Consider the following 24,991-nt stretch of genomic DNA (forward strand, 5'->3'; position numbering starts at 1 on the left):
TCGCGTGCCGCCTGCCACTTCTACAGGTGTAGAAGACCCTACAGGCCGCCCTCTACAGATGTAGAAGCGGGGGTGTAGAAAGAGGGGGTGAGCACAGACCGACGTACCCTCCTCGCCGACACGGCCATAGCGGTGCTCGCCGACACCGGTATGCGGGGGCTGACGCACCGCGCCGTGGACCGGGCGGCGGACCTTCCGCCGGGCACCACGTCCGCCTACTTCCGCACCCGTCAGGCCCTGCTCACGGCACTGGTGCGGCGGCTGGTCGCGCTCGACCAGGCCGAGCTGGAGGAGGCGGGTGCCGGGGTGCCGGTGCTGCGCACCGCGGCCCAACTGGCCGACGGCATCGCCGCGTTGGCCGGGGCGCGGCTCACAGGGGAGGGGCGCAGGCGCTCGCTCGCGCGCTACGCGTGCGCGGTCGAGAGCGTGCACCACCCCGAGCTGCGCGAGATCCTGGTACCGCGCGAGAACCGCGGACGGCGGACGGTGTGCGACTTCCTCGCCGCACAGGGGGTGGCCGACGCCGAGGAACGTACGGTCACGCTGCTGACCTGCGTGGACGGGCTGGTCTTCGACAGGCTGGTGAACGGCGGCCGTGTCCACGCGGAGGAGATCCGCGGGCTCGTGGCCGCGGCTCTGCGCTGAGCCGGGCGACAACACGACGGCGGCGCCGCCTCCTTGGGACGAGGAGACGGCGCCGCGCTTCTTCACACGCCTCGTGGCGTCAGACGAGCCACCCGACGAAGTGGGCGAGTCCGGCGAGGATGTCGGTGAGAAGGTTCATGGTCGTGCTGCTCCTTGCGGTGTTTCCGAAAGTGGGACCTGTGCGTCGACCACGGTCTGCAGCCCGTCGTTCGCACACCGTAAGTATGGTTGTGTCACTCCCGCCCCGGCGGTCTCCTGAGCGACGATCACCTGTTCCAGCGAACAACTGATCCCTTGTTCGGGTCGCCGGTATCTCCCGTGCCTCACAGGCGAGTCGGACCGGGCGGCGGCACCGCGCGCAGCGCCCGCAGGACCGCCCAGACGACCGAGACCAGCGGGACGGCCACGACCGCGCCGATCACCCCCGCGACGATGCTCCCCGCGATGACCGACACGGCGACGACCAGCGGATGCAGCCGGACCGCCCAGCTCATCACCAGGGGATGCAGCACATGCCCCTCCAGCTGGCCGATCACCACGATCAGCGCCAGGACGGCCGCGGCCGTCAGCGGTCCGCGCCCGGCCAGCGCGACGACCGTGGCGACGGCCAGCGCCACCGGCGAGCCCACCAGCGGCACGAACGCGGCGAAGAACTCCAGCAGGGTGAGCGGCAGCGCCAGCGGCACCCGCAGGACGAGCAGCGCGATCCCGACGAGAACGGCGTTGGTGGCGGCGACGATGATGATGCCGCGCGTGTACCCGGCGAAGGCCCGCCAGGCCGCCCGACCCGCCCGGTCCCAGGCGGGTCGGGCGGCGCTCGGCAGCAGCTCGTCCCGCATCCAGCCCCACAGGTGCTCGCCGGAATGGATGAAGAACACCGAGGCGAACAGCGCGAGCGCGCCCCCGGTGACCACCTCCACCGCCCGGCTCAGCCCGCTGACGGCGTTGCTGAACAGGGTCGAGCGGTGGGTGGAGAGGTAGTGCGTCACCTGGCTCTGCAACTCGGACAGCCGGCCGGGACTCAGCCGGAACGGCGGCCGCCGCAACCACTGCTCGATCCGGTGCACACCACCCCGGAACTCGCCCGCGAGCCGCCCCGACTCGCCCGCCACCGCGTTGCCCACCAGAGCGAGCAGCGTGAGCAGGGCCAGCGTGCTGCCCACCAGCGCGACGGCGACGGCCAGCGGACGCGGCAGCACCCGGTCGAGCAGATCGGTCAGCGGGCGCAGCACCGAGGTCACGATCAGCGCGAGGAAGAGGGCCACCGCGATGAGCTCGAAGCTGCCGAGGACGCTGAAGACGCCGTAGACGACGATGGCGACCAGGATGAGCCGCCAGGCGTAGGCCGCCGCGACCCGCAGCCACGGCACCGTCCGCTCGGCCACCGGCTCCGGCCGGGAGCGCGCGGAGGCCGGCAGCCGCACCGTGAACCCGGGCCGGCTGCCCGGCACACCGCCCGCCCGCCGCCGTCCGCCCGGCCGTGCCGCCCGTCGGCCCGCATCGCCCTCCACCGCTCACGGCTCCTCTCCGTCACCTGTGCTGACGGTCGGTCACATTGAGGGAAACCGTAAGCTCCGGGTGGGGAAGCGGCTCGTGCAACGCGCCCGCGCGTGCTCAGGAGCGGGCGGCGCGGGCCCGTCGTCCGGCGAGACGACCTCGGCGACCGTGCGGTGGTACGCCGACCAGGCCTGCACAGCCGTGCAGACCCGGCGTGCCCATGGCGCGGTCGATGTGGCACAGCAGGAGGCAAGGGGCGCCGAAACAGCGCCAGTCGGCGGCGGCCTCCGCCCGGCGCTCCGCGTGCGGCGCCTTCGGATCCGGCGGACGTGCGGCGGCGGCCAGGATGTGGCCAGTCGAAGGCGAAGGTGCGCGTGACGCTCCGGTACGACAGCTCGCGCAGCCGTTGCCACCGTGCCGTCATCGAAACATTCGAAGCCCCATGATGGCTGCTTTTGGGCATCTATGGGTCCGTGTAGGGCGAGCCACGCAGCCGAATGTTTCGAAATATGAACCGAATGTGTTGACAGGTGACATGGCCAGGCCAACACTCCCCATCACGTCACGGCCCACCGTCCCACAAGGAGGAAGTACGCCATGAACCCGCTCGACCATGCGACGAGCCGCAGGACCGCCTGCGCGCTGCTGCTCGGCACCGCGGCCGGACTGGCCCTGCCCGGCACCGCCCGTGCCGCCACGGTCATCACCACGAACCAGACCGGCACCGACAACGGCTTCTACTACTCGTTCTGGACCGACGCGCAGGGCACGGTCTCGATGACCCTGGGCTCCGGCGGCACCTACAGCACCAACTGGAGCAACACCGGCAACTTCGTGGCCGGCAAGGGCTGGAGCACCGGCGCGCGCAGGAACGTGTCCTACTCCGGCAGCTTCAACCCGTCCGGCAACGGCTACCTGTCGCTCTACGGCTGGACGTCGAACCCGCTCGTCGAGTACTACATCGTCGACAACTGGGGCACCTACCGGCCCACGGGGACGTACAAGGGCAGTGTCACCAGTGACGGGGGCACGTACGACATCTACCAGACGACGCGGTACAACGCCCCGTCCGTCGAGGGCACCAAGACCTTCAACCAGTACTGGAGCGTGCGGCAGTCGAAGCGCACCGGCGGCACCATCTCCACCGGCAACCACTTCGACGCCTGGGCCCGCGCCGGGATGACCCTCGGCAGCTTCAGGTACTACATGATCCTCGCGACCGAGGGCTACCAGAGCAGCGGCAACTCCAGCATCACGGTGTCGTCGTGAGGGCCGCGCGCCGACCCGCGTTACGTCCGCTGACGGCGACCGCCGCCGTCGCCGCGCTGGCCGCAGGTACGCTCACCGTCGCAGCCGCCGCCCCGTCGCACGCGGGCACCTGCTCCGGGTATGCCGGACTCACCTTCGACGACGGCCCGTCCGACGCACACACCCCGGCGCTGCTGGCGGCCCTCAGGCGGTACGGCCTGCGGGCCACGATGTTCAACGAGGGGCAGTACGCGGCCGCCTACCCCGCGCAGGTCCGGGCCGAGGCGGCCGCCGGGATGTGGATCGGCGACCACAGCTACACCCATCCGCATCTGACCCGGCTGAGCCAGGCGCAGACCGACTCCGAGATCTCCCGCACCCAGCAGGCGATCGCGGCGGCCGGCGGCGGTACGCCGAGGCTGTTCCGCCCGCCGTACGGCGAGACCGACGCCACGGTGCAGGCGGTGGCGGCCAAGTACGGCCTGAGACAGGTGATCTGGGACGTCGACTCGCAGGACTGGAACGGCGCGAGCGCCGACGCCGTCGTCCAGGCCGTCTCCCGGCTGACCGACGGCCAGGTGATCCTCATGCACGAGTGGCCGGCCACCACGCTCGCCGCGATCCCGCGCATCGCGCAGACCCTGGCGAGCCGTGGCCTGTGCGCGGGCATGATCTCCCCGCAGTCGGGCCGCGCCGTCGCACCCACGGGCTGACACCCCCTCCCGTCCGCACGGACCGTACGGGTCCCGGTCCCCCCTCGGGCCGGGACCCTCGCTCCGGCGGACCCGACCGGCCCGCGTCCCCGTCGGCATGGCGGCCCCGCGCCGTGCCGACGGGGCTCGTGCGTTCCCGTCGGCTGGAGTGACGCCTCCGGCGTGGCGTCGAGTCGTCCCGACGCCGTGCCCCGGCCGCCCGGTTGCTTGCGACGTCGTGTCCGGTCGCGCGGTTGCCTCCGGCGCGCCGCCCCCGATGCCTCGAACGCCGTCCGCGGCCGCCTTTCCCGGCCCCGGTCGCGTGGGATCATGGTCCCGGTCTGACCGGGCGGCCGGGACATCCCGGGAGAGGGGAACGGCACATGTTCGACTTCGACGACCTGAAGAAGCTCAAGGACAAGGTCGAGGACATCGCCGAGGAGCACGGCGACAAGATCGCCGATGGTCTGGAGAAGGTCGGTGACTTCCTCGACGACCGCACCGAGGGCAAGCACAGCGACAAGATCGACACGGCCGTCGACAAGGCGCAGGGCCTCGTCGAGAAGCTGGGCGAGAACGGCAAGAAGCACTGAGCCCTGGCCGCAGTGGTCATGAGGTGCGCGCGAGATCGAGACAGCAGCGCACGAAGTCCCGTACGACCGGATTCCGGTCGTCGGCCGGCGCCCAGGCCACAGCCACCCGCGTCGGGCTCACCCCCGTGACCGGCCGGTAGACCACACCGGGGCGGGCGTAGAAGCGGGCGGCCGACTCGGGCGCGAGGGCGATGCCGTAGCCGCTCGCGATGGCGCTCAGCCAGTCGTCGGGCTGCTCGGTGACCGCGCCGATCCGGACCGGCCGGCCCTCGCGCTCGTCGGCGGCCAGCCAGTGGTCGCGCCACGCCCCGGTCTGCTCCGGAGCGGCGACGAACGGCTCATCCCACAGCTCCCGGAAGTCGATCTCGGTGCGCCCAGCGAGCGGATGCCCGCTCGGCAGCGCCACCCAGCGCGCCTCACGGAAGAGCACCTCCACGCGCAGTGCGTCCTGGCCCGGGAACGGCAGCCGGAGCAGCGCGGCGTCCACCTCGCCGTCGGCCAGCCCCGCGCTCGGGTTGCTCCAGGACGCCTGCCGCAGCTCGGCCCGCCAGCCGGGCCGCCGCCGGGCGAACTCGGCGACGACGTCCTGCGTCGCCTCGTTGGCCGCGCTGGCCACGAACCCCACCCGCAGCACCCGCGTGGACTGCCGGCCGGTCGCCCGCGTGGCCCGCACGGCGTCGTCCCAGGCGGTGAGCAACTGCGGCGTACGGCCCGCGAGTTCGTGCCCCGCGTCGGTCAGCGCCATCCCGGTGTGCGAGCGGTCGAAGAGCCGCATCCCGAGCTGGTTCTCCAACTGCCGGATCTGCTTGGTCAGCGCCGGCTGGGACACGAACACGCGCTCGGCCGCGCGCGTGAGGCTGCCCTCCTCGGCGACCGCCAGGAACGAGCGCAGCAGGCGCGTGTCGACATCCATCCCCACAGGCTAGCCATTCCCATGCGTTATAGATGCTGGTATTGGACGGCACGGCGACCGCCCGGTGAGGGTGGAGCCATGAACATCGCCGATGTGACTCTCCTCTGCGTGGCCGTGCTGGCCAACGCGGGCATCGCCGCGGCCGACGTCGCGCGGGCGCCGTTCGTGCTCGCCAACTCGGCCGAGGTCGGCGTACCGCGCAGCTGGCTGCCCGCGCTCGCCGCGCTGAAGGCCGCCGGAGCGGCCGGGCTGCTCCTCGGGCTGCTGGGGGCGCGCCCCCTGGGGATCGCGGCCGGTGCAGGTCTCGTGCTCTTCTACGTCGGGGCGGTGATCGCCCATGTCAGGGCGCGGGTGTTCCGCACCATCGCCTTCCCGGGGCTGTTCCTCGCCCTGGCCGCAGGCGCCCTGGCGGTGTCGGCGGGCCGCTGACCGGCGCGGTCACGGCAGGCGCTCCAGGGCCACCAGGGCCGCGTCGTCGCCGAGGTCGCCTGCGACGTGGTGCAGCAGGTCACGGCGGAGGGCGGCCACCATCGCCTCCAGCGGCCGGCCCGCGTGCGCGCGCACCCGGGCGGCCAGGTCGTGGAAGCGGCCCCGGCGGTCGCGGCCCTCGATGAAGCCGTCGGTGTACAGGACGAGACGGTCGCCCGGGCCGAACGGAACGTCCTGCGCGGCGAGTCGGGTGTCCAGCAGATCGCCGAGCCCGAGCGGCGCTCCCGGCTGTTCCGGCTCGCAGGGGCGCACCTCGCCCCCGCGGACGACGTAGGGCTCGGGGTGGCCGCAGTGCACGATGCGGGCCACGGCCTCGCCGGGCGGGAACTCCACCAGCAGCGCCGTCGCGAACCGCTCGGTGAACAGAGCGCCCGGCTCGTGGCCGGCGGACGGTTCCGGGTCCGGTGCGCCGTCCAGCGCGGCGATGTGGCGGCGGGCCCGGGCGTCCAGTTGCTCCGCCGCCCGCGTCAACGACGGCTCGCGGTAGGCCAGTTCACGGAACGCGCTGAGCAGGGTCGAGGTGGCGCCGACGGCCGGCAGCCCCTTGCCCCGCACGTCGCCGATCAGGACCCGGGTGCCGTACGGGGTGCGCAGGGCCTCGTAGAAGTCGCCGCCGATCCGGGCCTCCGACTCGGCCGGCAGATACACCCCGGACAGGGCGAGCGAGTCGATCCGGCGGGGGAGCGGATGCATCAGGGCGCGCTGCGCGGTCTCGGCGACGGAGCGCACCTGGCGCAACTGCCGCTCCCGGCGCTGCCGCAGTGAGCACGCGGCCAGCGAGCTGAGTCCGACGACGAACAGACTGGCGAGGGTGACGTCGGCGTCCGGATGTCCGAGGCTGCCCGCCTCCCACTGGAGCAGCAACGTGACCACGAGCACGGCGCACGCGAGCACCGCCGTGGCCCGCCGGGACAGCAGCACGGCCGCCAGCACGGGGACCGCCGCGAGGACGGGCGCGATGTGCAGCCAGTCCGGGGTGAGCAGATCGATGACGGTGACGACCGCCATGAGCAGCACGGGAACGGGGACGAGGAGCCCGCGCGGGCGGAACCGGCGGGGCCAGGGCGGCGCGGCGGCCCGGGGCGGGCGCTGCACGTCCGCTCCGGTGGCGGTTTCCCGCAGGTCGGCGGGGTGATCGGTGGTGTGGTCGGTGGGATGGGTCATCGTCGTGGTGTGTGCCGTAGCGGGTGGAGGGTCCGGGGGGACCGGGCGGCGGGGGCGGGCGCCGGTGCGGACAGGGAGGTCAGGGCCGACTCCAGGGGCCGCAGGAGGCGCTGGTCCGTGCCCGCCGCGGGCGGGTGGTCGCGGGCGGGGCTGCCGAGCCGGGCGAGGGCGTGCCGGGCGGCGGGCAGCGCGGGGTGCGGCCGGCCGCCCCGGCAGGAGTAGGCGCACAGGGCGGTCGTCCGCAGCAGGCGTGCGTACGGCCGCGAGAAGCCGCGGTCGTCGGCCGCGGCGGACTCCGTGTCGAGGAGCCGGCCCGTCGTCGTCACCTGCCCGGCGACGCCGGTGAGCGTGCCCAGCACACGGTCGTCCAGGTGCCAGCGGCGGCGCCGGGCGGTCGGCCGGAGGTTCCAGCGCATGCTCTCGTGCGCTTCGTCCACGGCGGTGCGGGCCCGGCCGAGTGCCGTGTCGAGGTCGTCCTCCCAGGACGGCCCGAGCACGGTCCGCGGCCGTTCGCGCCGTACGACCGCGTCGGCCAGGCCGTCGAGGTGCCGGGCGACCAGCAGCCGCAGGTCCTCCAGCGCCCGCTCGGCGGACCGTACGCGTACGGCGGGGAAGAGCAGCGCGCTGCATCCCAGGCCGAAGGCGATGCCGAGCGCGATCTCCGCGAGATGGGTGACCAGCTCGCCGGGGTGGCGGCCGTGCACCAGGGCGAACGTGAGCACGGCGGTCGTCGGGACGTGCACGCCGTGGTGGCCGAGGAACCCGTGCCGGGCGAGCAGCGCGGAGGCGAGGACGACGAGTGCCAGTCCGGCCATGCCGGGCCCGGCGTACAGCGCTCCGGGTACCGCCACGAGGACGCCGAGCAGGCATCCGGCGGCGTAGCGCCCGGCGGCGCCGACCGTCGCCACCACCGTCGTCTCGACCACGAGCAGGGCCGCGACGGCGCCCGCGTAGGGGGCGGACACGTGCAGCAGCGTCACACAGGTCTGCCAGGTCAGCCCGGCCGCGACGGTCGCCCGCGCGGCCTCGGCGGCACCGGCCCGGCGGATCCGGGAGAGGAGGGCGGACAGCTGCGCGCGGTGCATGGCGGGTCCATCTCCTTCTGGTCTCGGGTGGTGGCAGGGGGCTCTGCCGGAGGCCTGCCGGGCCGTCCAGGATAAGCGGATGAATGGGGCATACCGCAAATAAGGATTATGTAGGGATCCTGATTCAAGCCTCAACGAAATGGCCGGTGTTCGTGGCCGACGCGGCCCGCGCGGATCCCCTGCGGCGGCCCGTCCGTGACCGGGGAATCCCGCCCGGTCGCCCCAAACTTGTCTGGTCAAGTTTGGTCGTGGTTCTTCCGCTCGACAGCGGCGGCCACTACTCATGTCCCGTTCGATGCGCACAGTCAGGCCGTGCGGCCCCAGCCGTGCACGGCGATCTCACGAACGGGACGAGGTACTACGCATGCGACTGCGCTGGAGATCCCTCGGCGGGCTGCTCGCCCTCCTCGGCGCACTGATCGTCTCCGCCCCCGCACCCGCGCAGGCGGCCGGGAACAGCGGCAATCTCATCGTCAACGGCGGTGCGGAGAGCGGTGGTTACTGCACCGGTGACTGGTCGGCCGCCACGACGGTGCCCGGCTGGACCACCGAGGCCGGCGGCCCGGACGTCATGTGCCACAGCGTCGCCTCCTTCGGCCTGCCCGGCGACGGCCAGGCACCCGGCACGGCCTTCTTCGGCCCGGGCAACCTCGGCGACGGAGCGATGACCCAGACCGTCGACGTCCGCTCGGCCGCCTCGGCCATCGACGCGGGCGCGGTGCACTACGACCTGTCCGGCTGGCTCGGCGGCTGGACCACCTACGGCGGGTACGTCGCGGTGAGCCTGCACTTCCACGACGGCGCCGGTCACCCCCTCGGCACCCCCGCCAAGCTGCCGACGGTCTCCGCCTCCGACCGCGGCCTCACCACCGAGTTCCTCGCCCGCAGCACCACGGGCGCGGTCCCCGCCGGCACCCGGTCCGTGCAGGTGGAGGTGCAGTTCCTGTCGACGTCCCACGAGACCGGCTACCTCGACAACCTCTCCCTCACCCTGGACACCCCGGTCGCCGCGCCCGCCCCGCTCGCGCCGCCCGTCTCCAAGGTCCCGGGCTACGACCACGTGTTCACGGTCATGATGGAGAACACCGACTACTCCGAGGTCATGAACGACCCCGCGGACACGCCGTACATGCACAGCCTCATGGCCCAGGGCGCCACGCTCACCGACCACCACGCCGTCTACCACCCGAGCGACGAGAACTACCTCGCCGTCGCCGGCGGCGACACCTACGCCCGGGGCGCCACGTACTTCCCGAACATCAACTCCCCCGAGCGCAACCTCGGCGACACCGTCGAGGCGGCCGGCAAGACCTGGAAGGCCTACGAGCAGGGCATGGGCACGCCCTGCAACACCAAGAACAACAACGACAGTTACTACCAGCCCGACGACGCGCCCTTCATCAACTACACCGACGTCAGCGGCAACGCGTCGCGCTGCGCGGCCCACCTGTTCGACACCACGCAGCTGACCACCGACCTGAAGTCCGCCGCCACCACGCCGAACTTCTCCTGGATCGCCGCCGACGACTACTACGACGGCGAGGCTTCCGGCAACGGCAGCGCCACCAGCCTGAAGACCCAGGACGGCTGGCTGAAGCAGACCCTCGCCCCGGTCCTCGCCTCCCCGGCCTGGACCCAGGACCGCTCGCTGCTCATCCTGACCTGGGACGAGAGCCAGAACGAGGGCTACGACCACGTGGCCACCACCCTCGTCGGCTCCCAGGGCACGGTCCCGGCCGGCACCAGCAGCCCGGCCCACTACGACCACTACGGCATCGCCCGCACCATCGAGGCCGCCCTCGGCCTGCCCGGCCTGACCGCCAACGACACCTACGCCACCCCGCTCAACGCCGCGTTCGCCCCGTCCACCGCGACCACGCCGACGCTCACCGCCGGCCTGAACGCGGTCACGTCCGGCGGCGACGTCACTTTCCGCTACGCGGTGCCGTCGGCGGCCCAGGCGAACGCCAAGAACTGGATCGGCGTCTACCCGGCGGGCGTCACCCCGGGCACGCAGTCGTCCCGCACCTGGGCCTACGCCCCGAACGCCAGTGGCGCCCTGGCCTTCTCCACCGGCTCGTTCGGCGGCGCGGGGACGTACGACGTGTACTACCTCGCCGACGACGGCTACACGGTCCTCGCCGGACCGTTCACCGTGACCGTCGGCTGACCCGGCCGCGCCGTACCGGGCGCGCACCGCACCCCGGCCCGTCCGGTGCGCGGTGCGCGCTCCTCGCGTCACCGGCCCGGGGAGCCGGCCACGCGGGTCGGCCCGGCCGTGGTGGGGGTCAGGCGAGCCCCGCCCGGTGGGCGTACAGGGCCGCCTGGACCCGGTTCTCCAGGCCCAGCCGGGTCAGGATGCGGTTGACCCGACTCTTCACCGTCGCCTCGCTCAGGCCCAGGTCCGCCGCGATCCGGGCGTTGGACAGACCGCGCGCGACCAGCACCAGGACCTGGACCTCGCGCTCGGTCAGCATGACGTCCGCAGGGCCGGGCGCGGGCGCCGTCGGCAGGAGCGCGGGCGGCAGCGCCGTGACGGTGTCGATCAGGCGCCGGGCGACGGTGGGGGCGAGGACCGGCTCGCCCGCGGCCGCTGCGCGCAGCGCCTCCGCGAGCTGCTCGGGCCGGCTGTTCTTCAGCAGGAAGCCGACGGCCCCGGCACGCAGGGCCGCGTGCACGTACTCGTCCAGGTCGAACGTGGTCAGCACCAGCACACGCGGCACCGGCCCCGGACCCGGCCACTCCCGCACGATCCGCCCGGTCGCCTCGACACCGGTCGTACCCGGCATCCGTACGTCCATCAGCACCACGTCCGGGCGCAGGGCCACGGCCTGGGCGACGGCCTGCTCGCCGTCGCCCGCCTCCCCGACGACCGACAGCCCCTCGCGCCGGTCGATGACGAGCCGCAGCGCGGTCCGCACGATCTCCTGGTCGTCCACGACGAGCACCCGTACGGTCATCGGCGCTCCCGCGAGCCGGAGGGCTGCGCCGCCCGGGGCGCCCGCGCGCACAGGACGGCGCGCAGCCGCCAGCCGCCGTCGGGGCGCGGGCCCGCGTCCAGCTCGCCGTCGAAGGCCGCCACGCGCTCCCGCATCCCGACGAGTCCCCGCCCGGCGCCGGGCACCGGCCGGTGCTCCGGGCCCGGCGGATCGTTCTGGACCTCGACCGTGAGCCGCGTGTCGTCGCCGCGCACGGCGATCCGCACGACGACCGGGCCGGCGTGCTTGACCGCGTTGGTCAGCGCCTCCTGGACGATCCGGTAGGCCGAGACCTGCATCCCGGCGGGCGGCGCCGCGCTCACCTCGACGTCGCAGGCGACGCGGCAGCCCGCCGAGGCCGCGACGCCGACGAGCCGGTCGAGACCGTCCAGGGACGGTTCGGGCGCGAGTTCGTGTGCGCCCTCGCCGAAGGACAGCAGCCCGAGCAGCCGCCGCATCTCGGTGAGCGCCGTGTCGGCGGTGCGCGCGATGACCCCGACGCCGTGCGCGGCCTCCTCCCGCTGGAGCGGACCGGAGGTGAGCACGTCCTCGGCGGCCCGTGCCTGGAGGGCGATGGCGCTGACGTGATGGGCGACGACGTCGTGGAGATCGCGGGCGATACGGGCGCGCTCGGTGAGCACGGCCTGCCGGGCGTTGAGCTCCTGTTCGGCCGCGAGCCTTCGGTTCAGCTCGCGCAGCCGGGCCGCGTCCGCGTCGATCCGGCGCCGTCCGTGGCCCAGCAGCCAGGCCAGCGCGAAGAAGAACACGAACGTCGTGACACTGATCGGCTCCAGCGAGCCGAGCCGCGGCGGCTCCCAGTGCCCGGACAGGGCGTCCGTGACGGCCGCGGAGAGGAGGCTGAGCAGTGCGAGCGGCCCGCTCACCGAAGCGCGCGCGTACCGGGCCACGGCGTAGACGCCGAGCATCAGCAGGAAAGGCCCCGGCACCTTCGACGGGACGGGACCGAGCGCCTGGAACAGGACGTACAGCCCCGTCATCGTGACGAGCACGGCACGCGGCGCCGTCCGCCGCCACAGCAGCGGCACGGTCTGCGCGCCCCACAGCGCCACACCCCAGCCGGGCGGCTCGGGCGACCTGTGCAGCACCGTGGCCATGTCGAACAGCGTGAGCCCCCCGACCCACACGGCGTCCGTCAGCCGCGGTCGGGTGGCGAGCCGGCGTTGCACGGCTCGGGGCAGGGCGTTCACCTGGGCACTCATCTCGATCCGTCAGGCTAGACGACCCCGGGGGCGGCCCGGATCCTCCCTCGGGCGCGCATCGAAAGATGCGTCGGCAGGCCCCAGGATCGACACCGGGCCCGATCCGCGGCCGGGCCGTCCCGCCCTAGCGTCCCCGCCATGACGAACGACCTGACGAACGACCCGGCGTGCAGCATGACGGACACAGCCGTACAGAACCTGCCCCTCCCGGCGACCGCACGGCCGACCCGTTCCCGCGGGCACACCTGGCCCCTGCTCCCGCTCGGCACGGCCGCGATGCTCTTCGCCGTCGGCGGCCGGTGGGACATCGCGGTCGCCGCCTGGATCTTCCCCGTCCTGCTGCTGCGCTTCACCCGGCTGAGCCGCACCTGGCCGGGAGCGCTGTGGATCTGGGCGGCGCACTGCGCGGCCGCCGTCTTCTGGGTCCAGGAGTCGGCGATCGGCTTCAACGCCGTGGTGTTCGCCGGCGCCGTGGCCCTGGCCGCCCTCCAGACCCTGCCGTTCCTCGCCGACCGGCTGCTGACACCCCGGCTGCGTCCGGTGCCGGCGAGTCTGGTCTTCCCGGCCGGTGTCGCCGCCGCCGAGTTCCTGGTCACCGTGGTGTCCCCGTTCGGCACGGCGTACGGCTCGCTGGCCGTCACCCAGCACGCGGACCTGCCGCTCCTCCAGGTCGTCGCGGTCACCGGCCCCTGGGGCGTCGGATTCCTCGTCGGCTACGTCGCGAGCACCGTCAACCGCCTCTGGGACGGCGCGTCCTGGCGCGGCGCCCTCGGCTGTACGGCCGTGCTGCTGAGCGTCCTGCTCGCGGGCGGCGCCCGGCTCGCCTTCTTCCCGCCCCAGAGCACGACCGTACGCGTCGCGGGCGTCACTGCCGGCCGTACGGTCACCGACGCGCTCAAGACCACGCTCGCCCGGTTCGCCGACCGCCCGGGTGGCGTCGCGGCCGCCCCGGCCGCCGCGGTGCGGCCCGCGATGACGGCGGTCGAGGACGACCTGCTGGCGGCCACCCGCCGGGAGGCCGCCGCAGGCGCGAAGATCGTGATCTGGCCCGAGGAAGCCGTCCGGACCCGGGAGGCCGACGAGACCGCCGCCATCGCCGCAGCGCGGCGGCAGGCCCGCCGCTCCGGCGTCTACCTGGAGATCGGCGTCCGCGTCTACAGCACCGCCGCGCCCGCCCACGGCCGTGACGAGGCGCTCCTCATCGACCCCCGCGGCACGGTGCTCTGGACCTACCAGAAGGCCCACCCCATCCCCGGCTCGGAGACGTTCGAGCCCGGCGACGGGCACGTCCCCGTCGTCCGCACGCCCTACGGCCGCATCGCGAACGTCATCTGCTACGACGCCGACTTCCCGGCCCTGATGCGGGTGCGGGCCGACATCATGCTCGTCCCCTCGCACGACTGGAGGGAGTACGGCGGCGCGCACACCGAGAAGGCGGCGGTGAGCGCCGTCGAGGGCGGCTACGCCCTGGTCCGCCAGGACGCCGAGGGAGTGTCGGCCGCCTACGACGGCGAGGGGCACGTCCTCGCCGCCTCCGACTACTTCGCGACCGACCGGCGGGACCGGCAGACGGTGGTCGCCTACGTCCCGGTGCGCGGCGTCACGACGGTCTACGACCGCATCGGGGACACCTTCGCCTGGCTCTGCCTGGCCACGCTCGCGGCGCTCACGGCGACCGCCGTCGTCCGGCCCCGGCGCCCGGCACGGGGCGTCCGCTGAGCCGTTACGCGACCGCCCCGCGGGCCGTCTGCTCCACCAGGGAGACGCCCTCGGCCATGGAGGCGCTGCCGTTCGACAGGACCGCGACGAGGTACCGGTGTCCGTTCACGGTGACCTGCCCGACGCTGTTGACGTCCCAGAGACCGGACGTGGTGCGCTGGAGCCAGCCGTTCTTCAGCGCGTGCCGGGAGCCGACGGCCGAGACGCCCCATTTCTGCTCGGGCACCACCTGGCTCATCAGGGTGTTGATGTAGGCCCGGGACCCGGCGTTCAGCGCGGTGGCGCCGGTCTTCACCGCCGTGTCGTCTCCATCGCCGTCGAACACGGCGCGCAGCAGCCGTATCTGATCGCTCGCGGTGGTCCGGGTCAGCCCCCACTTGCCGCCGGGGCCGCTGGTCGTCGAGGTCAGCCCCAGCCGCTTGTTGGCCGCCGTCAGCCCGTCGGCCTGCCCGATCCGCCGCCACAGGGCGTCGGCCGCGACGTTGTCGCTCTGCTTGATCATCGGCTCGGCGTGCGCGCGCTCCTGCGCGGTGAGTCCCCGGCCCGCGTCCTGTGCCTGGAGCAGCAGGGCCGCGAGGATGTCGACCTTGACGATGCTGGCGGTGTCGTACGCGGTGTCCTCGCCGTGCACGACGGGCGCGTGGCCGGTGCCGTCCAGGTCGAGCACGGCGGCGGTGGCGTGGGCCGGCGTCCCGGCGGGCGAGGAGGCCGCCGACGCCGGGGCCGGATGCAGCGCAGCGGTGGTCACGAGGGTCGCGGCCGCGGCCAGCACAAGACCGGTCCGGGCGCGGATGGTGAGGGACGGCATGGCCCGGAACGTATCCAGAACGGGCACCGGACGACATGACAGCCGTCACCGTCACCCCGTTTCACGGTGAATTGTGAGGAGAGCCACCGGACATGCCGCATGGGCCCCCAAGGGGCGGAATGCGGCGTGCGGACCGGCCGAACGGCGGCGTGTACGCGCGGCCGGGCGGCGCCCCTCGCCTATCGTCGGCCGGACAACCGACATCCGGAGTGAAGATGGAAAAAACGGATGAAATGGTTGGTGTGGCCGAGGGTGTGGCGGTCGTCTCCGTCGAACCATCCCTGCGCCGCATCCGGCCCTGGCCGCACGGCGCCGTCCTCGCGATCGCGGCCGCAGCCGCGGCCGTGCTCCTCCTCGTCGGCACCCAGTGGCTGGACCGGCCCGCCGTTCAGGCCTGGCGCACCGTCTGCCTCGCCATCACCGTCCAGGCGCTCCCCTTCCTTCTCCTCGGCACCGCGCTGTCCGGTGCCATCAACGCCTTCGTACCGGCCGAGCTGTTCACCAGGGTCCTGCCCAGGCGGCCCGCCCTCGCCGTGCCGGTGGCCGGGGTCGCGGGCGCGGTGCTGCCGGGCTGCGAGTGCGCCTCCGTGCCCGTAGCCAACAGCCTGATCCGGCGCGGTGTCACCCCGGCCGCCGCCTTCGCCTTCCTGCTCTCCGCACCCGCGATCAACCCCGTGGTGCTGACCGCCACCGCCGTCGCCTTCCCGGGCAGCCCCGCGATGGTCGCCGCCCGGCTGCTCGCCTCCCTCGCCACCGCCGCCGTGATGGGCTGGCTGTGGCTCTGGCTGGGCAAGGAACGGTGGCTGCGCCCCGTACTGCGGCACGGGCACACGGGCCACCGGCACGGCAGCAGCCGCTGGAACGAGTTCCGGCTCGGCTTCCAGCACGACTTCCTGCACGCCGGGGGCTTCCTGGTGCTCGGCGCCATGGCCGCCGCCACCTTCAACGTCGCGGTGCCGCGCTCCGTCCTCGACACCTTCTCCGGCTCGCCCTGGCTGTCGGTGCTCTTCCTGGCCGGGCTCGCCGTGCTCCTGGCGGTCTGCTCGGAGGCCGACGCGTTCGTCGCCGCCTCGCTCGCCGGGTTCTCGCCGACCGCCCGGCTGGCGTTCATGGTGGTCGGCCCGATGGTCGACCTCAAGCTCATCGCCCTCCAGGCGGGCACCTTCGGGCGCGCCTTCGCCTGGCGGTTCTCCACGGCCACCACCGTGGTGGCGGTCGCCGCGAGCGTCCTGATCGGAGGCGCCCTGCTGTGAGACGCCCCGTACAGGCCCTGCTGCTGACCCTGACCGGCATCGGCCTGCTCCACACGGCCCTGTTCACCGACATCTACCTGCGCTACGTCAAGGCCGGCCTGCACCCCCTGCTGATCGTCTCCGGGGCGGTCCTGCTGCTGCTCGGCCTGGCCTCGGCGGCCCTCGGGGACGGCCGGGACCAGACGTACGACGACGAGCCCGGCCAGGGACCCGCCTCCGACCACGGCCCTGAACACGGCCATGAACACGGTCACGACCACTCCGGCGCCCCGCGCGTCGCCTGGCTGCTCTTCCTCCCGGCGCTCAGCCTGCTCTTCTACGCCCCGCCCGCCCTCGGCGCGTACACCGCGGCCCGCTCGAACGCCAAGCCGGTCAGTGCGCAGAAGAAAGGATTCGCTCCGCTGCCCGCGACCTCACCCCTGCCGCTCACCCTCACGGACTTCACCCGGCGCGTCCAGCAGGACCGCAGCCTGGCCATCAGGAACCACGCCGTGCGGCTCACGGGGTTCGTCACCCCGGCCGAGGACGACGACGGTTGGTACCTGACCCGCATCATCTTCACGTGCTGCGCCGCCGACTCCCAGACCGTCAAGGTCCGCGTGTACGGCACCGAGGCACCGCCCGCCGACACATGGCTCGCGGTGACCGGGACCTGGCATCCCCGGGGCACCCTCGGCACGAGCACGGCAGAGGCGGCACTCGACGTCACGGACGCCCGCCCCATCGCCCAGCCGGTCAACGCCTACACCGACGACCTGCCGCTCACCCCGTCGTAGCCCGGCGCGCGGCGTCGTGCGTGGCCCATGCCCTGCCGCACCGCCCAGGGATCCGGCCGGGCGCGGATGCGGGACAGCTCCCCGGGATCGGCGACGAGACTGCTGCGGTGCACCGGTGTCTCGGCACGTCATGGGCGGAGCGGCACCGCGGGGGATCGGTGCCGCTCCTGAGTCCACCGTGGCCCCTCGCCCACGGCTTCGGACAGTGCCTTGAGTCCCTTCCCGGGGGCCGGACGTCCCGATGGCGCGGATCTTTTGCGCTCTCGCCCCGCCGCGATCCGCAATGAGGTGCACGATGGAGTCGTGACACCCGCCGCTCGCCCGGCGGTGGAGAGGAGGCGGTGACGATGGCCCGGACACCTCCCACGACGGTCACACCGGTACGGCTGTGGCGGTGGCGGAGCAACCCGCTGCGGCGGCACAGCGATGTCGTCGAGGCCTGGATCATCCTCGCGACCTGGGTGTTCGCCATCCTCTGCGGCGCCGTCGCGGGCCTCGCGGCGGCCCACAACGCCGACGCGGCGTTCTCCGTCCGGCGGGCCCACGTGCACGCGGTCCACGCCGTGATCACCGATGACGCGGCCCGGCCCACCGCCTCCGGCACCGGCTACGACGACGGACGGGTCTGGGCCGCCGTGCGCTGGACGGACGCGCACGGCGCGGTGCACACCGACCGCGCGAAGATCGTCCCCGGCGCCCCCGCCGGCTCCCGGATCACGGTCTGGACGAACAGCGCGAACCGGGTCGTGTCCCCACCGGTCACCGGCGCCGCGGCCGACCTCCAGGCGGCCCTCACCGGCGCCCTCGTCGCCCCGACGGCCGGCGCGGCGGTCTGGGTCGTGGGGTGGGGTGTCCGCACCCGGCTCATCCGGCGCCGCATGGCCGAGTGGGACGAGGAGTGGAAGCACATAGGACCGCGGTGGGGCAACCTCAGCGGCGGCCGGGGCTGACCGTACGCCCGCACGTCCGCACGCCTGTACGTCGTTGCCGGCATCCCGGCGCGACAGGGCGGGAAGGGCCACCCGCTTCTCGTGGGTCCGGATTGCGCGGTGCACGGTTCCCGACCGCTTCTCCGCGTCTGTCTCGGTCCTTCCCGCCACTACCAGCACACCACGGAAACCGCTCGCCCACCAGGGGTGCCGGGGCCCGTCCGACGGCCGGACCCGTCGGTGTCACCCGCACGGGTCGTTCCGCCGTCTCCCGGCCGCCCGAGGCCCGGGTACGGCTGCCCCGCGAGGTCGGGCGTGGCCGGCTGTCCCGGCCTGGCGCGACGGCGACCAGGAGATCGGATCGACGTGTTCGAGCAGCACCCGGACCATCCGGACCTCCTGGAGTTTGCAATCACATCCGCGGTGCCGACCACTGTGGTGGACGGCTTCCGGGCCTGTGCCGACGGCAGTCGGTCCGTGCTCACAGGGGCGTCGCCGCGCGCAGCAGGAGCAGGAGCGTGACCGCCGAGTTGGCCGAGAACATCGCGGAGAGGGCGGCTCCGGCGGCCGCCGTCCACAGGGCCAGGCCCACCGTCGTGAAGAAGGACGGCCAGGCGCGGCCGCTCGGTGCCGGAGCCAGCAGTGCGGCGACCCGGCGGGGGAGCGGGCCGGGGGCGGCCAGCGCGGCGAGAGCCGGCGCGGGGGTCGGGCGGGAGACGAGCGCGGCGGTGCCGATCGCGCGGGCCACGGCCTTGCGGCTGCCGACCGCCCGGGCCGCCTCCTCGTCCGCCCAGCGCTCGGCGGTGTAGACGACCGCCGTCCGCAGCGGGCGCAGGAACGGGTTGGCGCAGGCGGCGAGTTGGACGAGCAGCAGATGCCGGTGGTGCCGGGCGCGCAGGTGGCTGCGCTCATGGGCGAACAGCGCGCGGCGCTCGCGGGAGGAGAGACAGCCGAGCATCGCCGTCGACACGACGATCCGGTCGCGCGGCCCGCCGGGCAGCGCGTAGGCGTACGGCTGGGCGTCGGGCAGCACGGCGACCTGGGTGGGCGGCAGCCCCCGGAGCGCCGCGTGGGCCCGTCGCCGTACCCGGCGATGGCGCAGCAGGGCGCGGCCGCAGCCGGTGACGACCGCGAGCAGCGCGGGGATGGCGGCCTTGCCCGCGACCTCGTGCCGGGGCACGCTCTCGCGCACCTCGGGGTCCGACCAGCCGTCCGGCAGCGGATTGCCGGGCAGCTGGGCCGTGCCGACCACCATCAGCAGCGCCAGGCACACCGTGCTGCACAGCACCATGACGGTGGACACCCAGGTCAGCAGCACGGTCGCGGTGCGCGGATGGAGGCGCTGCTCGGCCAGGCGCGCGATCGGCCAGGCCGTGAGCGGCAGTACCAGGGGGAGGAAGACGAAGATTCCCATCGTCGCTCGGCTCTCGACTCTCGGCTCTCGTCCTCAGTCCTCGTCGGTGGCCTGGTCCAGCAGCTCGCGCAGCACTTGTTCGTCACCCTCGGGCAGCGCGGTGATGAAACTGGCCAGCACCGCGCGTCGGTCCTGCTCGCCGTCGAGGACCTTGCGCATCTTCAGCGCGGCCAGCCCGGCCTCGTCCGCGGTGGGCAGCCACACGAACGACCGGCCCTCGCGCCGGCGTGTCACGGCGTGTTTCGCCAGCAGCCGGGCCAGGACGGTCATCACGGTCGTGTAGGCGAGGTCGGCGGCCAGCCGGTCCTGCACCCAGCCTGCGGTCACCGGGCCCCCGGCCTCGTGCAGTGCCGCGAGCACCTGTGTCTCCAGCGCGCCCTGCGCCCTGCGCGGCCGGCGCGGATCCGGGTGCGTCACCCGCTGTCTCCCTTCTGCACGGAGGTCTGCCGGAGGAACGTCACATCGTACCGAGCCGCCGGTCATGGCCGGTTTACGCTCCCGACGGCAGTGTCCCTCGCGTCGCGCCGTCCCGATACTTCTACAGTGTTGTAGATTCGGGAACGCCCGGATCAGTCGCGGGAGTTGCCGAACAGGAGGCGATAGCCGATGAGCAGCACCAGGGAACCGCCGATCGCCGCACCCCAGGTGTAGAGGTCGAAGAAGTGCTTCTCCACCGGGCGGTGGAGGAAGCGGGCGGAGAGCCATCCGCCGATGAACGAGCCGGCGATGCCGATGAGCGTGGTGCCGATGAAGCCGCCCGGGTCGCGGCCCGGCAGGAGCAGTTTGGCGATGGCTCCGGCGGCCAGGCCCAGGATGATCCAGCCGATGATGCCCACGGTGTTGCCTTCCGGTCGGTTGTGTGTTTGCGCAAGCCTAGGGGCGGTTGACGTGAGCACACAGTCGTCGCAGGCCTCTGGTGATGTCCCGTCGAGGTTCTGCTACATGATTAAGACATTGCGCAACTGGGGAACCGGAGGAGTCCCGGCTGCGTTGATCGTGATGGACGCGGGAAGCGCGAGCGGCTGCGGAGGACGTGGATGAGTGTGTCCCTGACCAAGGGCGGCAATGTGTCGCTGGGCAAACAGGCCCCTGGTCTGACTGCTGTGACGGTCGGGCTGGGCTGGCAGGCGAACACGGGGTACGAGCTGGATGCCAGCGCGTTGCTCTGTGACGCCTCGGGCCACGTGCTGTCCGACGAGCACTTCGTCTTCTTCAACAACCTGACCAGCCCTGACGGTTCGGTCCGTCACGGCGGCGCAGGCGGTCGGGCCGCCGGCGACGACCAGCGGATCCAGGTCGATCTGACCCGGGTCCCGGCGCAGGCCGAGAAGATCGTCTTCCTCGTGTCGCTGTACGAGGCCGCGAGCCGGGGCCAGACCTTCGGGCAGGTGCTCCGCGCGCACATCCGCGTCCTCGACCAGGACGGCGGCGCCGAACTCGCCCGCTACGACCTCGCGTCCGGCAGCCTGTCGGCCGAGACCGCCCTGGTCTTCGGCGAGTTGTACCGGCACGGCGCGGACTGGAAGTTCCGCGCGGTCGGCCAGGGGTACGCCTCGGGCCTCGCCGGTATCGCGTCCGACTACGGCGTGACGGTGCTCCGGGAGACATCCCCGAGCCCCGCACCGGCGCCGAACCAGGCACCGGTCGCCATACGAAAACAACCGGGTGCGGCCGCGCCCGCGTCCTCCGCCCCCTCCGGGCCGTCGGTCGCCGCCGCGTCGGCCCCGGCGTTCACCGCATCTCCGCAACCCACCGGGAGTTCCACCGTGACCTGCTTCTTCGACCCCAACCACGGCCCGGGCACGATGACCGTGACCTGGTCCCCGCAGTGGGGTGTGGCCCGCCCCGTCCAGACGTGCGGCGGCTGCGCACAGCGCGTGCAGACCACGGTCCCGCCGTTCTACACCCCGCCCCAGCAGGGCTACCCGCAGCCGGTGCAGCAGGGCTATCCGCAGCAGGGATACCCGCAGCAGGGTTACCCCCAGCAGGGCTACCCGCAGCAGGGATACGCGGAGCCGTACGGAGACCGCCACGACCACCAGCAGGGCGGCGGCCGCCGCTTCGGCACCGGTGCGCTCATCGGCGCCGGTGCGGCCGGCCTCATCGGCGGCGCGCTGCTCAACGAGGCGTTCGACGACGACGAACCGGACGTCGAGGTCAACAACTACTACGAGGACTGATCCCGAGGGCCGGCCCCGTTCCCGTCTCCGGTGGCGCACGGCCGCCGGAGACGGACGCCTACACTGGGTGGGCGCATGTGCGTCGGCTGTGATGAGCCAGGGACGGGGACGGGAGAGGACAGTGACGGAGAACGCCGCCGGCTTCGAGGACCCGCCCGCCGAGGTGCTGGCCGAGGCCGCCGCGGCGTTCGGGCTGCTCGCCTCCTCGGCCCGGCTGCATCTGATGTGGGCCCTGTCCCAGGGCGAGAGCGACGTCACGCATCTCGCGGACCGCGTGGGCGGCGCCCTCCCCGCGGTCAGCCAGCACCTGGCGAAGCTGAAGCTCGCCGGCCTCGTCCGCTCCCGCCGCGAGGGCAGACGGCAGGTGTACTACATCGACGACCCCGACGTCGTCACCCTGGTCCGGGTGATGGTCGGTCAGCTCACCGCGCGCACCCAGCATGCCTCCGCCCCCGTCCACCGCCTGCGCGGAATCGGCGGCTGAGGTGAGATATCCGCGAAGTCCCTCTGTAAGAAAAGGGTTTGAGTGACGCGGGTGGGTAATTCGTCCGCTTTTGGCCCGCTATCGCCATCTGTGATGGGTCACACCTGACATCGTTCTTAACCCGGGGGCGTACACTCCGGCTCCCGTACCGACGCAGGTCCGCACGGCGATTCCAAAAGGTGCCCCACCTGTGAATTGAGTGTGTATCCGCGCTGTTCGGGCCACAGGTTTGTTAGATTGCGCAACCACGCAAGCAAGGCGGAGCGGCAGTCTTCCGCCCGCCTTTACACCGCCGCGCAGGTCTGGCCGTACACCCCTCGGCCGGGACTGACGGGCCCGACCGTTCATGGGAGTGGGAGATGAGCGACCCGTGGGACGGCCCCGCCGGCCAGGCCACGCGGAGCCGTAACGCACGGGTTCCCGGACAGCGCGCAGCCGAGGCCGACGGAGCACGTCAGCAGGGCGGCAGGGCCGCGGCCCGGGCGGCCGCCCGCTCACGCGCCGGCAAGCGCGGGCGCCGGGCCCGTCAGGCGGGGCGCGGGAAACGGGCGCTGAAGATCATCGGCATCGGCATGTCGACCCTCATCGTGGTCACGGCCGGTGCGGGCTGGTGGTTCTACGAGCACCTGAACGGCAACATCCACAGCCTCTCGCTCGACGGCAAGGGCGGCTCCGAGAAGGCCGACGCCTTCGGCCGCACCCCGATCAACATCCTGGTCATGGGCTCCGACGGGCGCACCAGCGCGGCCGACTGCAAGCTGGGCGGCGGCTGTTCGCAGACCGGCGTGCAGACCGGCAGCAACGCGGACGTGGAGATGGTGCTGCACATATCCGCCGACCGCTCCAACGCCACGGTGATGAGCATCCCCCGCGACACCATGACCAAGGTGCCCGCCTGCACGGACAGCGAGAGCAAGCAGTCCACCAACGGCTACTACGGCCAGATCAACAGCGCGCTGCAGTACGGCCCCGCCTGTCAGGTGGCCACCGTCCACCAGCTCACGGGCATCCCGATCGACCACTTCGTCAAGCTCGACTTCTCCGGCGTGGTGAAGATGTCGGACGCGATCGGCGGCGTCTCCGTCTGTGTCAATGACAACGTCTACGACACGTACTCGCACCTGAAGCTGTCCAAGGGCGACCACACCCTCAAGGGTGTCGCGGCGCTGGAGTTCGTGCGGTCCCGGCACGGCTTCGGCGACGGCAGCGACCTGGGCCGTACGACGACCCAGCACCTCTTCCTGAGCGCGATGATGCGCAACTTCAAGAGCGCGGGCACGCTCACCGATCCCACGGCGGTCTACGGCCTTGCCGACGCGGCCACCAAGGCGCTGACCGTGGACGACGGTCTGGGCACGGTGAAGAAGCTGATCTCGCTCGCGTCGGACGTGAACAAGGTGCCCACGAAACGCATGACGTTCACGACCATGCAGACCGCCCCCGACCCGAACAACAAGGACCGCCTCGTCGTGGGGCCGGGCGCGCAGACGCTGTTCTCCACCATCGCCGACGACCAGTCCCTGACGACCGGTTCGGGCGGCAAGTCGGCGGCGGCCTCGGCCACGGCGAAGCCCACCGCCTCGGCGGTGCCGGCGGCGCAGATCGCGGTGACGGTGGAGAACGGCACCGCGGTGACCGGCCGCGCCTCGCAGATCGCGACCGCCCTGACCGATCAGGGCTTCAGCTCCGCCACCACCACCGCCAACGCGCCCAGCCCCGCGGCGACGACCACGCTGACGTACGGCAGCGGCCAGAAGGGCGAGGCGCAGACGGCGGCCAAGGCGCTCGGACTGTCCTCCGCGCACCTGCAGCAGGGCACCGGCACGGGCCTGACCCTGGTGATCGGATCGGACTGGCCCACCGGCACCTCCTTCCCCGGCGGCAGCTCCCGGCCCGCGCCCGCCGACACCCACGCCGCCGTCTCCAACGCCCACGCCTCCACCGCCGACGACTCCAAGACCTGCGCCCAGGTCAGCCAGTACAGGACGGTCAGCCTGGGCGGTGTCTCGATGACACCGGCGCAGGCGTACGCCGCGGCACGCAATGTCCCCGACTCCGACTCCTGATCGTCGCCGGGGGGACTTGCGCACGGTCGTATAGTTGCGCAAAACGGAAATCTGGAAAACGTATCTGGAGAGGGGCGGGCGTCATGCTGCGCAACGGACTGGAACCCTGGCACCTGCTGATCGTCGCGATCGTCGTCATCGTGCTGTTCGGCTCGAAGAAGCTGCCGGAGGCGGCGCGCGGGCTGGGCAAGTCCATGCGCATCCTCAAGAGCGAGGCCAAGGCCATGAAGGACGACGGTGCGACTGAGTCGGCCACCGCCCCCGTCACCGAGGCGCGGCCGGCCGACTGAGCCACGCCCGCCCGCACCGGTCAGGGACTGGCGACGTCGAAGCCGTACCGCAGGGGCTCGGCGGTCACGCTGTAGTCGCGGCGGTACAGGTACACGGCTTCCGCCCGTACACCGTCGGGGGAGGCGGCCTCCACCTTGCAGGGGTACGTCACCTGGATCACACGGGGCCGGTCGGAGACCTTCATCCGCAGCCCGTCCGCCGGCCCGCCCGCGAGCACGGCGGTCTCCCAACCCGTCACTTCGGTAGTGTCCACGGCGCACAGTTTAGAGGTTGCGCAAGTTTTGATCCGGTGAGCCGGGTCACTCCGGTCTCGTCACCGATGCGTACGGCGCTCCGCTGTGTCCTCGTCCCTCAGCGCCCTGGCCTCGCTCTTGAAGATCCGTGTCGCCTTGCCCGCCGACCGGGTCAGCTCCGGCAGTTTGCGTATGCCGACGATCACGGCCACGACCACCAGGATCACGGCCAGCTCGCTCAAGCCGAACATCAGGACTGCCTCCACGCTCGATCTACAGGTCTGTAGAAGTATCGCCTGCTGGTGATCATCCGA

The 24,991-nt window shown here is 72.8% G+C and carries 25 protein-coding genes and 1 pseudogene; 14 read left to right on the forward strand and 12 right to left on the reverse strand.

Going from position 1 to position 24,991, the window contains the following annotated elements; all coding sequences use genetic code 11:
- Positions 1-87 precede the first annotated feature (87 nt).
- Positions 88-645: a TetR/AcrR family transcriptional regulator gene (locus tag ACFC8N_RS12630; protein ID WP_376288089.1), complete on the forward strand. Its 558-nt coding sequence runs from the start codon at positions 88-90 to the stop codon at positions 643-645.
- 323 nt (positions 646-968) lie between these two features.
- Here ACFC8N_RS12630 and ACFC8N_RS12635 read toward each other — a convergent pair whose 3' ends face one another.
- Positions 969-2,156, reverse strand: coding sequence for an AI-2E family transporter (locus ACFC8N_RS12635; RefSeq protein ID WP_362822153.1), 1,188 nt, complete (start codon positions 2,154-2,156; stop codon positions 969-971).
- Between the two features lie 583 nt (positions 2,157-2,739).
- Here ACFC8N_RS12635 and ACFC8N_RS12640 point away from each other — a divergent pair.
- The 3 genes and pseudogenes from ACFC8N_RS12640 (at position 2,740) to ACFC8N_RS12650 (ending at position 4,675) form a co-directional block, all read left to right on the forward strand.
- Positions 2,740-3,411: a glycoside hydrolase family 11 protein gene (locus ACFC8N_RS12640; protein WP_356023935.1), complete on the forward strand. Its 672-nt coding sequence runs from the start codon at positions 2,740-2,742 to the stop codon at positions 3,409-3,411.
- A pseudogene (locus ACFC8N_RS12645) lies at positions 3,408-4,100 on the forward strand (polysaccharide deacetylase family protein); the annotation flags it as partial. The gene ACFC8N_RS12640 and the pseudogene ACFC8N_RS12645, both read left to right, overlap by 4 nt.
- 365 nt (positions 4,101-4,465) lie before the next feature.
- Positions 4,466-4,675 carry an antitoxin gene (locus tag ACFC8N_RS12650; protein ID WP_356023937.1) on the forward strand — a complete coding sequence of 70 codons (210 nt, stop codon included), beginning with the start codon at positions 4,466-4,468 and terminating at the stop codon, positions 4,673-4,675.
- Between the two features lie 16 nt (positions 4,676-4,691).
- Here the strand turns inward: ACFC8N_RS12650 and ACFC8N_RS12655 are convergent, their stop codons facing one another.
- Positions 4,692-5,588 (reverse strand): LysR family transcriptional regulator, encoded by an 897-nt coding sequence (locus ACFC8N_RS12655; RefSeq protein WP_376288090.1) that lies wholly within the window; start codon positions 5,586-5,588, stop codon positions 4,692-4,694.
- 78 nt (positions 5,589-5,666) lie between these two features.
- Between ACFC8N_RS12655 and ACFC8N_RS12660 the strand changes: the two genes are divergently transcribed.
- Positions 5,667-6,017 (forward strand): DoxX family protein, encoded by a 351-nt coding sequence (locus tag ACFC8N_RS12660; RefSeq protein ID WP_376288091.1) that lies wholly within the window; start codon positions 5,667-5,669, stop codon positions 6,015-6,017.
- A gap of 9 nt (positions 6,018-6,026) precedes the next feature.
- Here the strand turns inward: ACFC8N_RS12660 and ACFC8N_RS12665 are convergent, their stop codons facing one another.
- Together ACFC8N_RS12665 and ACFC8N_RS12670 are read right to left on the reverse strand one after the other, a co-directional pair.
- Positions 6,027-7,241, reverse strand: coding sequence for a PP2C family protein-serine/threonine phosphatase (locus tag ACFC8N_RS12665; RefSeq protein ID WP_376288092.1), 1,215 nt, complete (start codon positions 7,239-7,241; stop codon positions 6,027-6,029).
- Positions 7,238-8,326, reverse strand: a complete 1,089-nt coding sequence (locus ACFC8N_RS12670) for a hypothetical protein (protein WP_376288093.1) — start codon at positions 8,324-8,326, stop codon at positions 7,238-7,240. Before ACFC8N_RS12670 ends, ACFC8N_RS12665 begins: the two co-directional genes overlap by 4 nt.
- 364 nt (positions 8,327-8,690) lie before the next feature.
- On the opposite strand from ACFC8N_RS12670, the gene ACFC8N_RS12675 reads away from it, so the two are divergent.
- Entirely contained in the window at positions 8,691-10,496 is a 1,806-nt protein-coding gene (locus tag ACFC8N_RS12675) for an alkaline phosphatase family protein (RefSeq protein ID WP_376288094.1), read from the forward strand.
- 118 nt (positions 10,497-10,614) lie between these two features.
- On the opposite strand, the gene ACFC8N_RS12680 is transcribed toward ACFC8N_RS12675, so the two are convergent.
- Entirely contained in the window at positions 10,615-11,286 is a 672-nt protein-coding gene (locus ACFC8N_RS12680) for a response regulator transcription factor (protein ID WP_356023951.1), read from the reverse strand.
- Positions 11,283-12,524 (reverse strand): sensor histidine kinase, encoded by a 1,242-nt coding sequence (locus tag ACFC8N_RS12685; RefSeq protein WP_376288095.1) that lies wholly within the window; start codon positions 12,522-12,524, stop codon positions 11,283-11,285. The genes ACFC8N_RS12680 and ACFC8N_RS12685 overlap by 4 nt, the downstream gene beginning before the upstream one ends.
- A gap of 138 nt (positions 12,525-12,662) precedes the next feature.
- Between ACFC8N_RS12685 and ACFC8N_RS12690 the strand changes: the two genes are divergently transcribed.
- Entirely contained in the window at positions 12,663-14,243 is a 1,581-nt protein-coding gene (locus tag ACFC8N_RS12690) for a nitrilase-related carbon-nitrogen hydrolase (protein WP_376288096.1), read from the forward strand.
- A gap of 4 nt (positions 14,244-14,247) precedes the next feature.
- On the opposite strand, the gene ACFC8N_RS12695 is transcribed toward ACFC8N_RS12690, so the two are convergent.
- Entirely contained in the window at positions 14,248-15,051 is an 804-nt protein-coding gene (locus ACFC8N_RS12695; RefSeq protein ID WP_376288097.1) for a serine hydrolase, read from the reverse strand.
- A 215-nt stretch (positions 15,052-15,266) separates the two neighbouring features.
- On the opposite strand from ACFC8N_RS12695, the gene ACFC8N_RS12700 reads away from it, so the two are divergent.
- The 3 genes from ACFC8N_RS12700 to ACFC8N_RS12710 all read left to right on the forward strand — a co-directional run bounded on the left by ACFC8N_RS12700 (position 15,267) and on the right by ACFC8N_RS12710 (position 18,030).
- Positions 15,267-16,304: a permease gene (locus ACFC8N_RS12700; protein WP_376288098.1), complete on the forward strand. Its 1,038-nt coding sequence runs from the start codon at positions 15,267-15,269 to the stop codon at positions 16,302-16,304.
- Entirely contained in the window at positions 16,301-17,080 is a 780-nt protein-coding gene (locus tag ACFC8N_RS12705; protein ID WP_376288099.1) for a TIGR03943 family putative permease subunit, read from the forward strand. Before ACFC8N_RS12700 ends, ACFC8N_RS12705 begins: the two co-directional genes overlap by 4 nt.
- A 347-nt stretch (positions 17,081-17,427) precedes the next feature.
- Positions 17,428-18,030, forward strand: coding sequence for a hypothetical protein (locus ACFC8N_RS12710; RefSeq protein ID WP_356023966.1), 603 nt, complete (start codon positions 17,428-17,430; stop codon positions 18,028-18,030).
- A 460-nt stretch (positions 18,031-18,490) separates the two neighbouring features.
- Here ACFC8N_RS12710 and ACFC8N_RS12715 read toward each other — a convergent pair whose 3' ends face one another.
- From ACFC8N_RS12715 to ACFC8N_RS12725, 3 genes are all read right to left on the reverse strand, one after another.
- Complete coding sequence (locus tag ACFC8N_RS12715; protein ID WP_376288100.1) at positions 18,491-19,423, reverse strand: M56 family metallopeptidase; 933 nt, start codon at positions 19,421-19,423, stop codon at positions 18,491-18,493.
- Between the two features lie 33 nt (positions 19,424-19,456).
- Positions 19,457-19,840: a BlaI/MecI/CopY family transcriptional regulator gene (locus tag ACFC8N_RS12720; protein WP_071376075.1), complete on the reverse strand. Its 384-nt coding sequence runs from the start codon at positions 19,838-19,840 to the stop codon at positions 19,457-19,459.
- Between the two features lie 152 nt (positions 19,841-19,992).
- On the reverse strand, positions 19,993-20,259 hold the full coding sequence (locus tag ACFC8N_RS12725; protein ID WP_071376074.1) for a GlsB/YeaQ/YmgE family stress response membrane protein: 267 nt from the start codon (positions 20,257-20,259) through the stop codon (positions 19,993-19,995).
- Positions 20,260-20,460: 201 nt separating this feature from the next.
- Between ACFC8N_RS12725 and ACFC8N_RS12730 the strand changes: the two genes are divergently transcribed.
- The 4 genes from ACFC8N_RS12730 (at position 20,461) to tatA (ending at position 24,443) form a co-directional block, all read left to right on the forward strand.
- Positions 20,461-21,603: a TerD family protein gene (locus tag ACFC8N_RS12730; RefSeq protein ID WP_376288101.1), complete on the forward strand. Its 1,143-nt coding sequence runs from the start codon at positions 20,461-20,463 to the stop codon at positions 21,601-21,603.
- Positions 21,604-21,694: 91 nt separating this feature from the next.
- Entirely contained in the window at positions 21,695-22,087 is a 393-nt protein-coding gene (locus ACFC8N_RS12735) for a metalloregulator ArsR/SmtB family transcription factor (protein ID WP_362822168.1), read from the forward strand.
- Between the two features lie 359 nt (positions 22,088-22,446).
- The gene (locus tag ACFC8N_RS12740) at positions 22,447-24,153 is read left to right on the forward strand and encodes an LCP family protein (RefSeq protein ID WP_376288102.1); all 1,707 of its coding nucleotides are present in this window, start codon (positions 22,447-22,449) and stop codon (positions 24,151-24,153) included.
- An 83-nt stretch (positions 24,154-24,236) separates the two neighbouring features.
- Entirely contained in the window at positions 24,237-24,443 is a 207-nt protein-coding gene (gene tatA / locus ACFC8N_RS12745) for a Sec-independent protein translocase subunit TatA (protein ID WP_376288103.1), read from the forward strand.
- 20 nt (positions 24,444-24,463) lie between these two features.
- Here tatA and ACFC8N_RS12750 read toward each other — a convergent pair whose 3' ends face one another.
- A complete protein-coding gene (locus ACFC8N_RS12750; protein ID WP_356023981.1) occupies positions 24,464-24,697 on the reverse strand; it encodes a hypothetical protein in 234 nt (77 codons plus the stop codon).
- Positions 24,698-24,757: 60 nt separating this feature from the next.
- Positions 24,758-24,928, reverse strand: a complete 171-nt coding sequence (locus tag ACFC8N_RS12755) for a twin-arginine translocase TatA/TatE family subunit (RefSeq protein WP_356023983.1) — start codon at positions 24,926-24,928, stop codon at positions 24,758-24,760.
- Positions 24,929-24,991 lie beyond the last annotated feature (63 nt).

It is taken from the genome of Streptomyces sp. NPDC055966 (genome assembly GCF_042269865.1).
Taxonomy (GTDB): domain Bacteria; phylum Actinomycetota; class Actinomycetes; order Streptomycetales; family Streptomycetaceae; genus Streptomyces.

Excerpts from the sequence above, each read along its gene's own strand:
- ACFC8N_RS12640 (WP_356023935.1), top strand. The coding sequence starts at position 2,740 with ATGAACCCGCTCGACCATGCGACGAGCCGCAGGACCGCCTGCGCGCTG.
- ACFC8N_RS12650 (WP_356023937.1), top strand. The coding sequence starts at position 4,466 with ATGTTCGACTTCGACGACCTGAAGAAGCTCAAGGACAAGGTCGAGGAC.
- ACFC8N_RS12655 (WP_376288090.1), bottom strand. The coding sequence starts at position 5,588 with ATGGATGTCGACACGCGCCTGCTGCGCTCGTTCCTGGCGGTCGCCGAG.
- ACFC8N_RS12660 (WP_376288091.1), top strand. The coding sequence starts at position 5,667 with ATGAACATCGCCGATGTGACTCTCCTCTGCGTGGCCGTGCTGGCCAAC.
- ACFC8N_RS12665 (WP_376288092.1), bottom strand. The coding sequence starts at position 7,241 with ATGACCCATCCCACCGACCACACCACCGATCACCCCGCCGACCTGCGG.
- ACFC8N_RS12670 (WP_376288093.1), bottom strand. The coding sequence starts at position 8,326 with ATGCACCGCGCGCAGCTGTCCGCCCTCCTCTCCCGGATCCGCCGGGCC.
- ACFC8N_RS12675 (WP_376288094.1), top strand. The coding sequence starts at position 8,691 with ATGCGACTGCGCTGGAGATCCCTCGGCGGGCTGCTCGCCCTCCTCGGC.
- ACFC8N_RS12680 (WP_356023951.1), bottom strand. The coding sequence starts at position 11,286 with ATGACCGTACGGGTGCTCGTCGTGGACGACCAGGAGATCGTGCGGACC.
- ACFC8N_RS12685 (WP_376288095.1), bottom strand. The coding sequence starts at position 12,524 with ATGAGTGCCCAGGTGAACGCCCTGCCCCGAGCCGTGCAACGCCGGCTC.
- ACFC8N_RS12690 (WP_376288096.1), top strand. The coding sequence starts at position 12,663 with ATGACGAACGACCTGACGAACGACCCGGCGTGCAGCATGACGGACACA.
- ACFC8N_RS12695 (WP_376288097.1), bottom strand. The coding sequence starts at position 15,051 with ATGCCGTCCCTCACCATCCGCGCCCGGACCGGTCTTGTGCTGGCCGCG.
- ACFC8N_RS12700 (WP_376288098.1), top strand. The coding sequence starts at position 15,267 with ATGGAAAAAACGGATGAAATGGTTGGTGTGGCCGAGGGTGTGGCGGTC.
- ACFC8N_RS12710 (WP_356023966.1), top strand. The coding sequence starts at position 17,428 with ATGGCCCGGACACCTCCCACGACGGTCACACCGGTACGGCTGTGGCGG.
- ACFC8N_RS12715 (WP_376288100.1), bottom strand. The coding sequence starts at position 19,423 with ATGGGAATCTTCGTCTTCCTCCCCCTGGTACTGCCGCTCACGGCCTGG.
- ACFC8N_RS12730 (WP_376288101.1), top strand. The coding sequence starts at position 20,461 with ATGAGTGTGTCCCTGACCAAGGGCGGCAATGTGTCGCTGGGCAAACAG.
- ACFC8N_RS12735 (WP_362822168.1), top strand. The coding sequence starts at position 21,695 with ATGAGCCAGGGACGGGGACGGGAGAGGACAGTGACGGAGAACGCCGCC.
- ACFC8N_RS12740 (WP_376288102.1), top strand. The coding sequence starts at position 22,447 with ATGAGCGACCCGTGGGACGGCCCCGCCGGCCAGGCCACGCGGAGCCGT.
- tatA (WP_376288103.1), top strand. The coding sequence starts at position 24,237 with ATGCTGCGCAACGGACTGGAACCCTGGCACCTGCTGATCGTCGCGATC.
- ACFC8N_RS12755 (WP_356023983.1), bottom strand. The coding sequence starts at position 24,928 with ATGTTCGGCTTGAGCGAGCTGGCCGTGATCCTGGTGGTCGTGGCCGTG.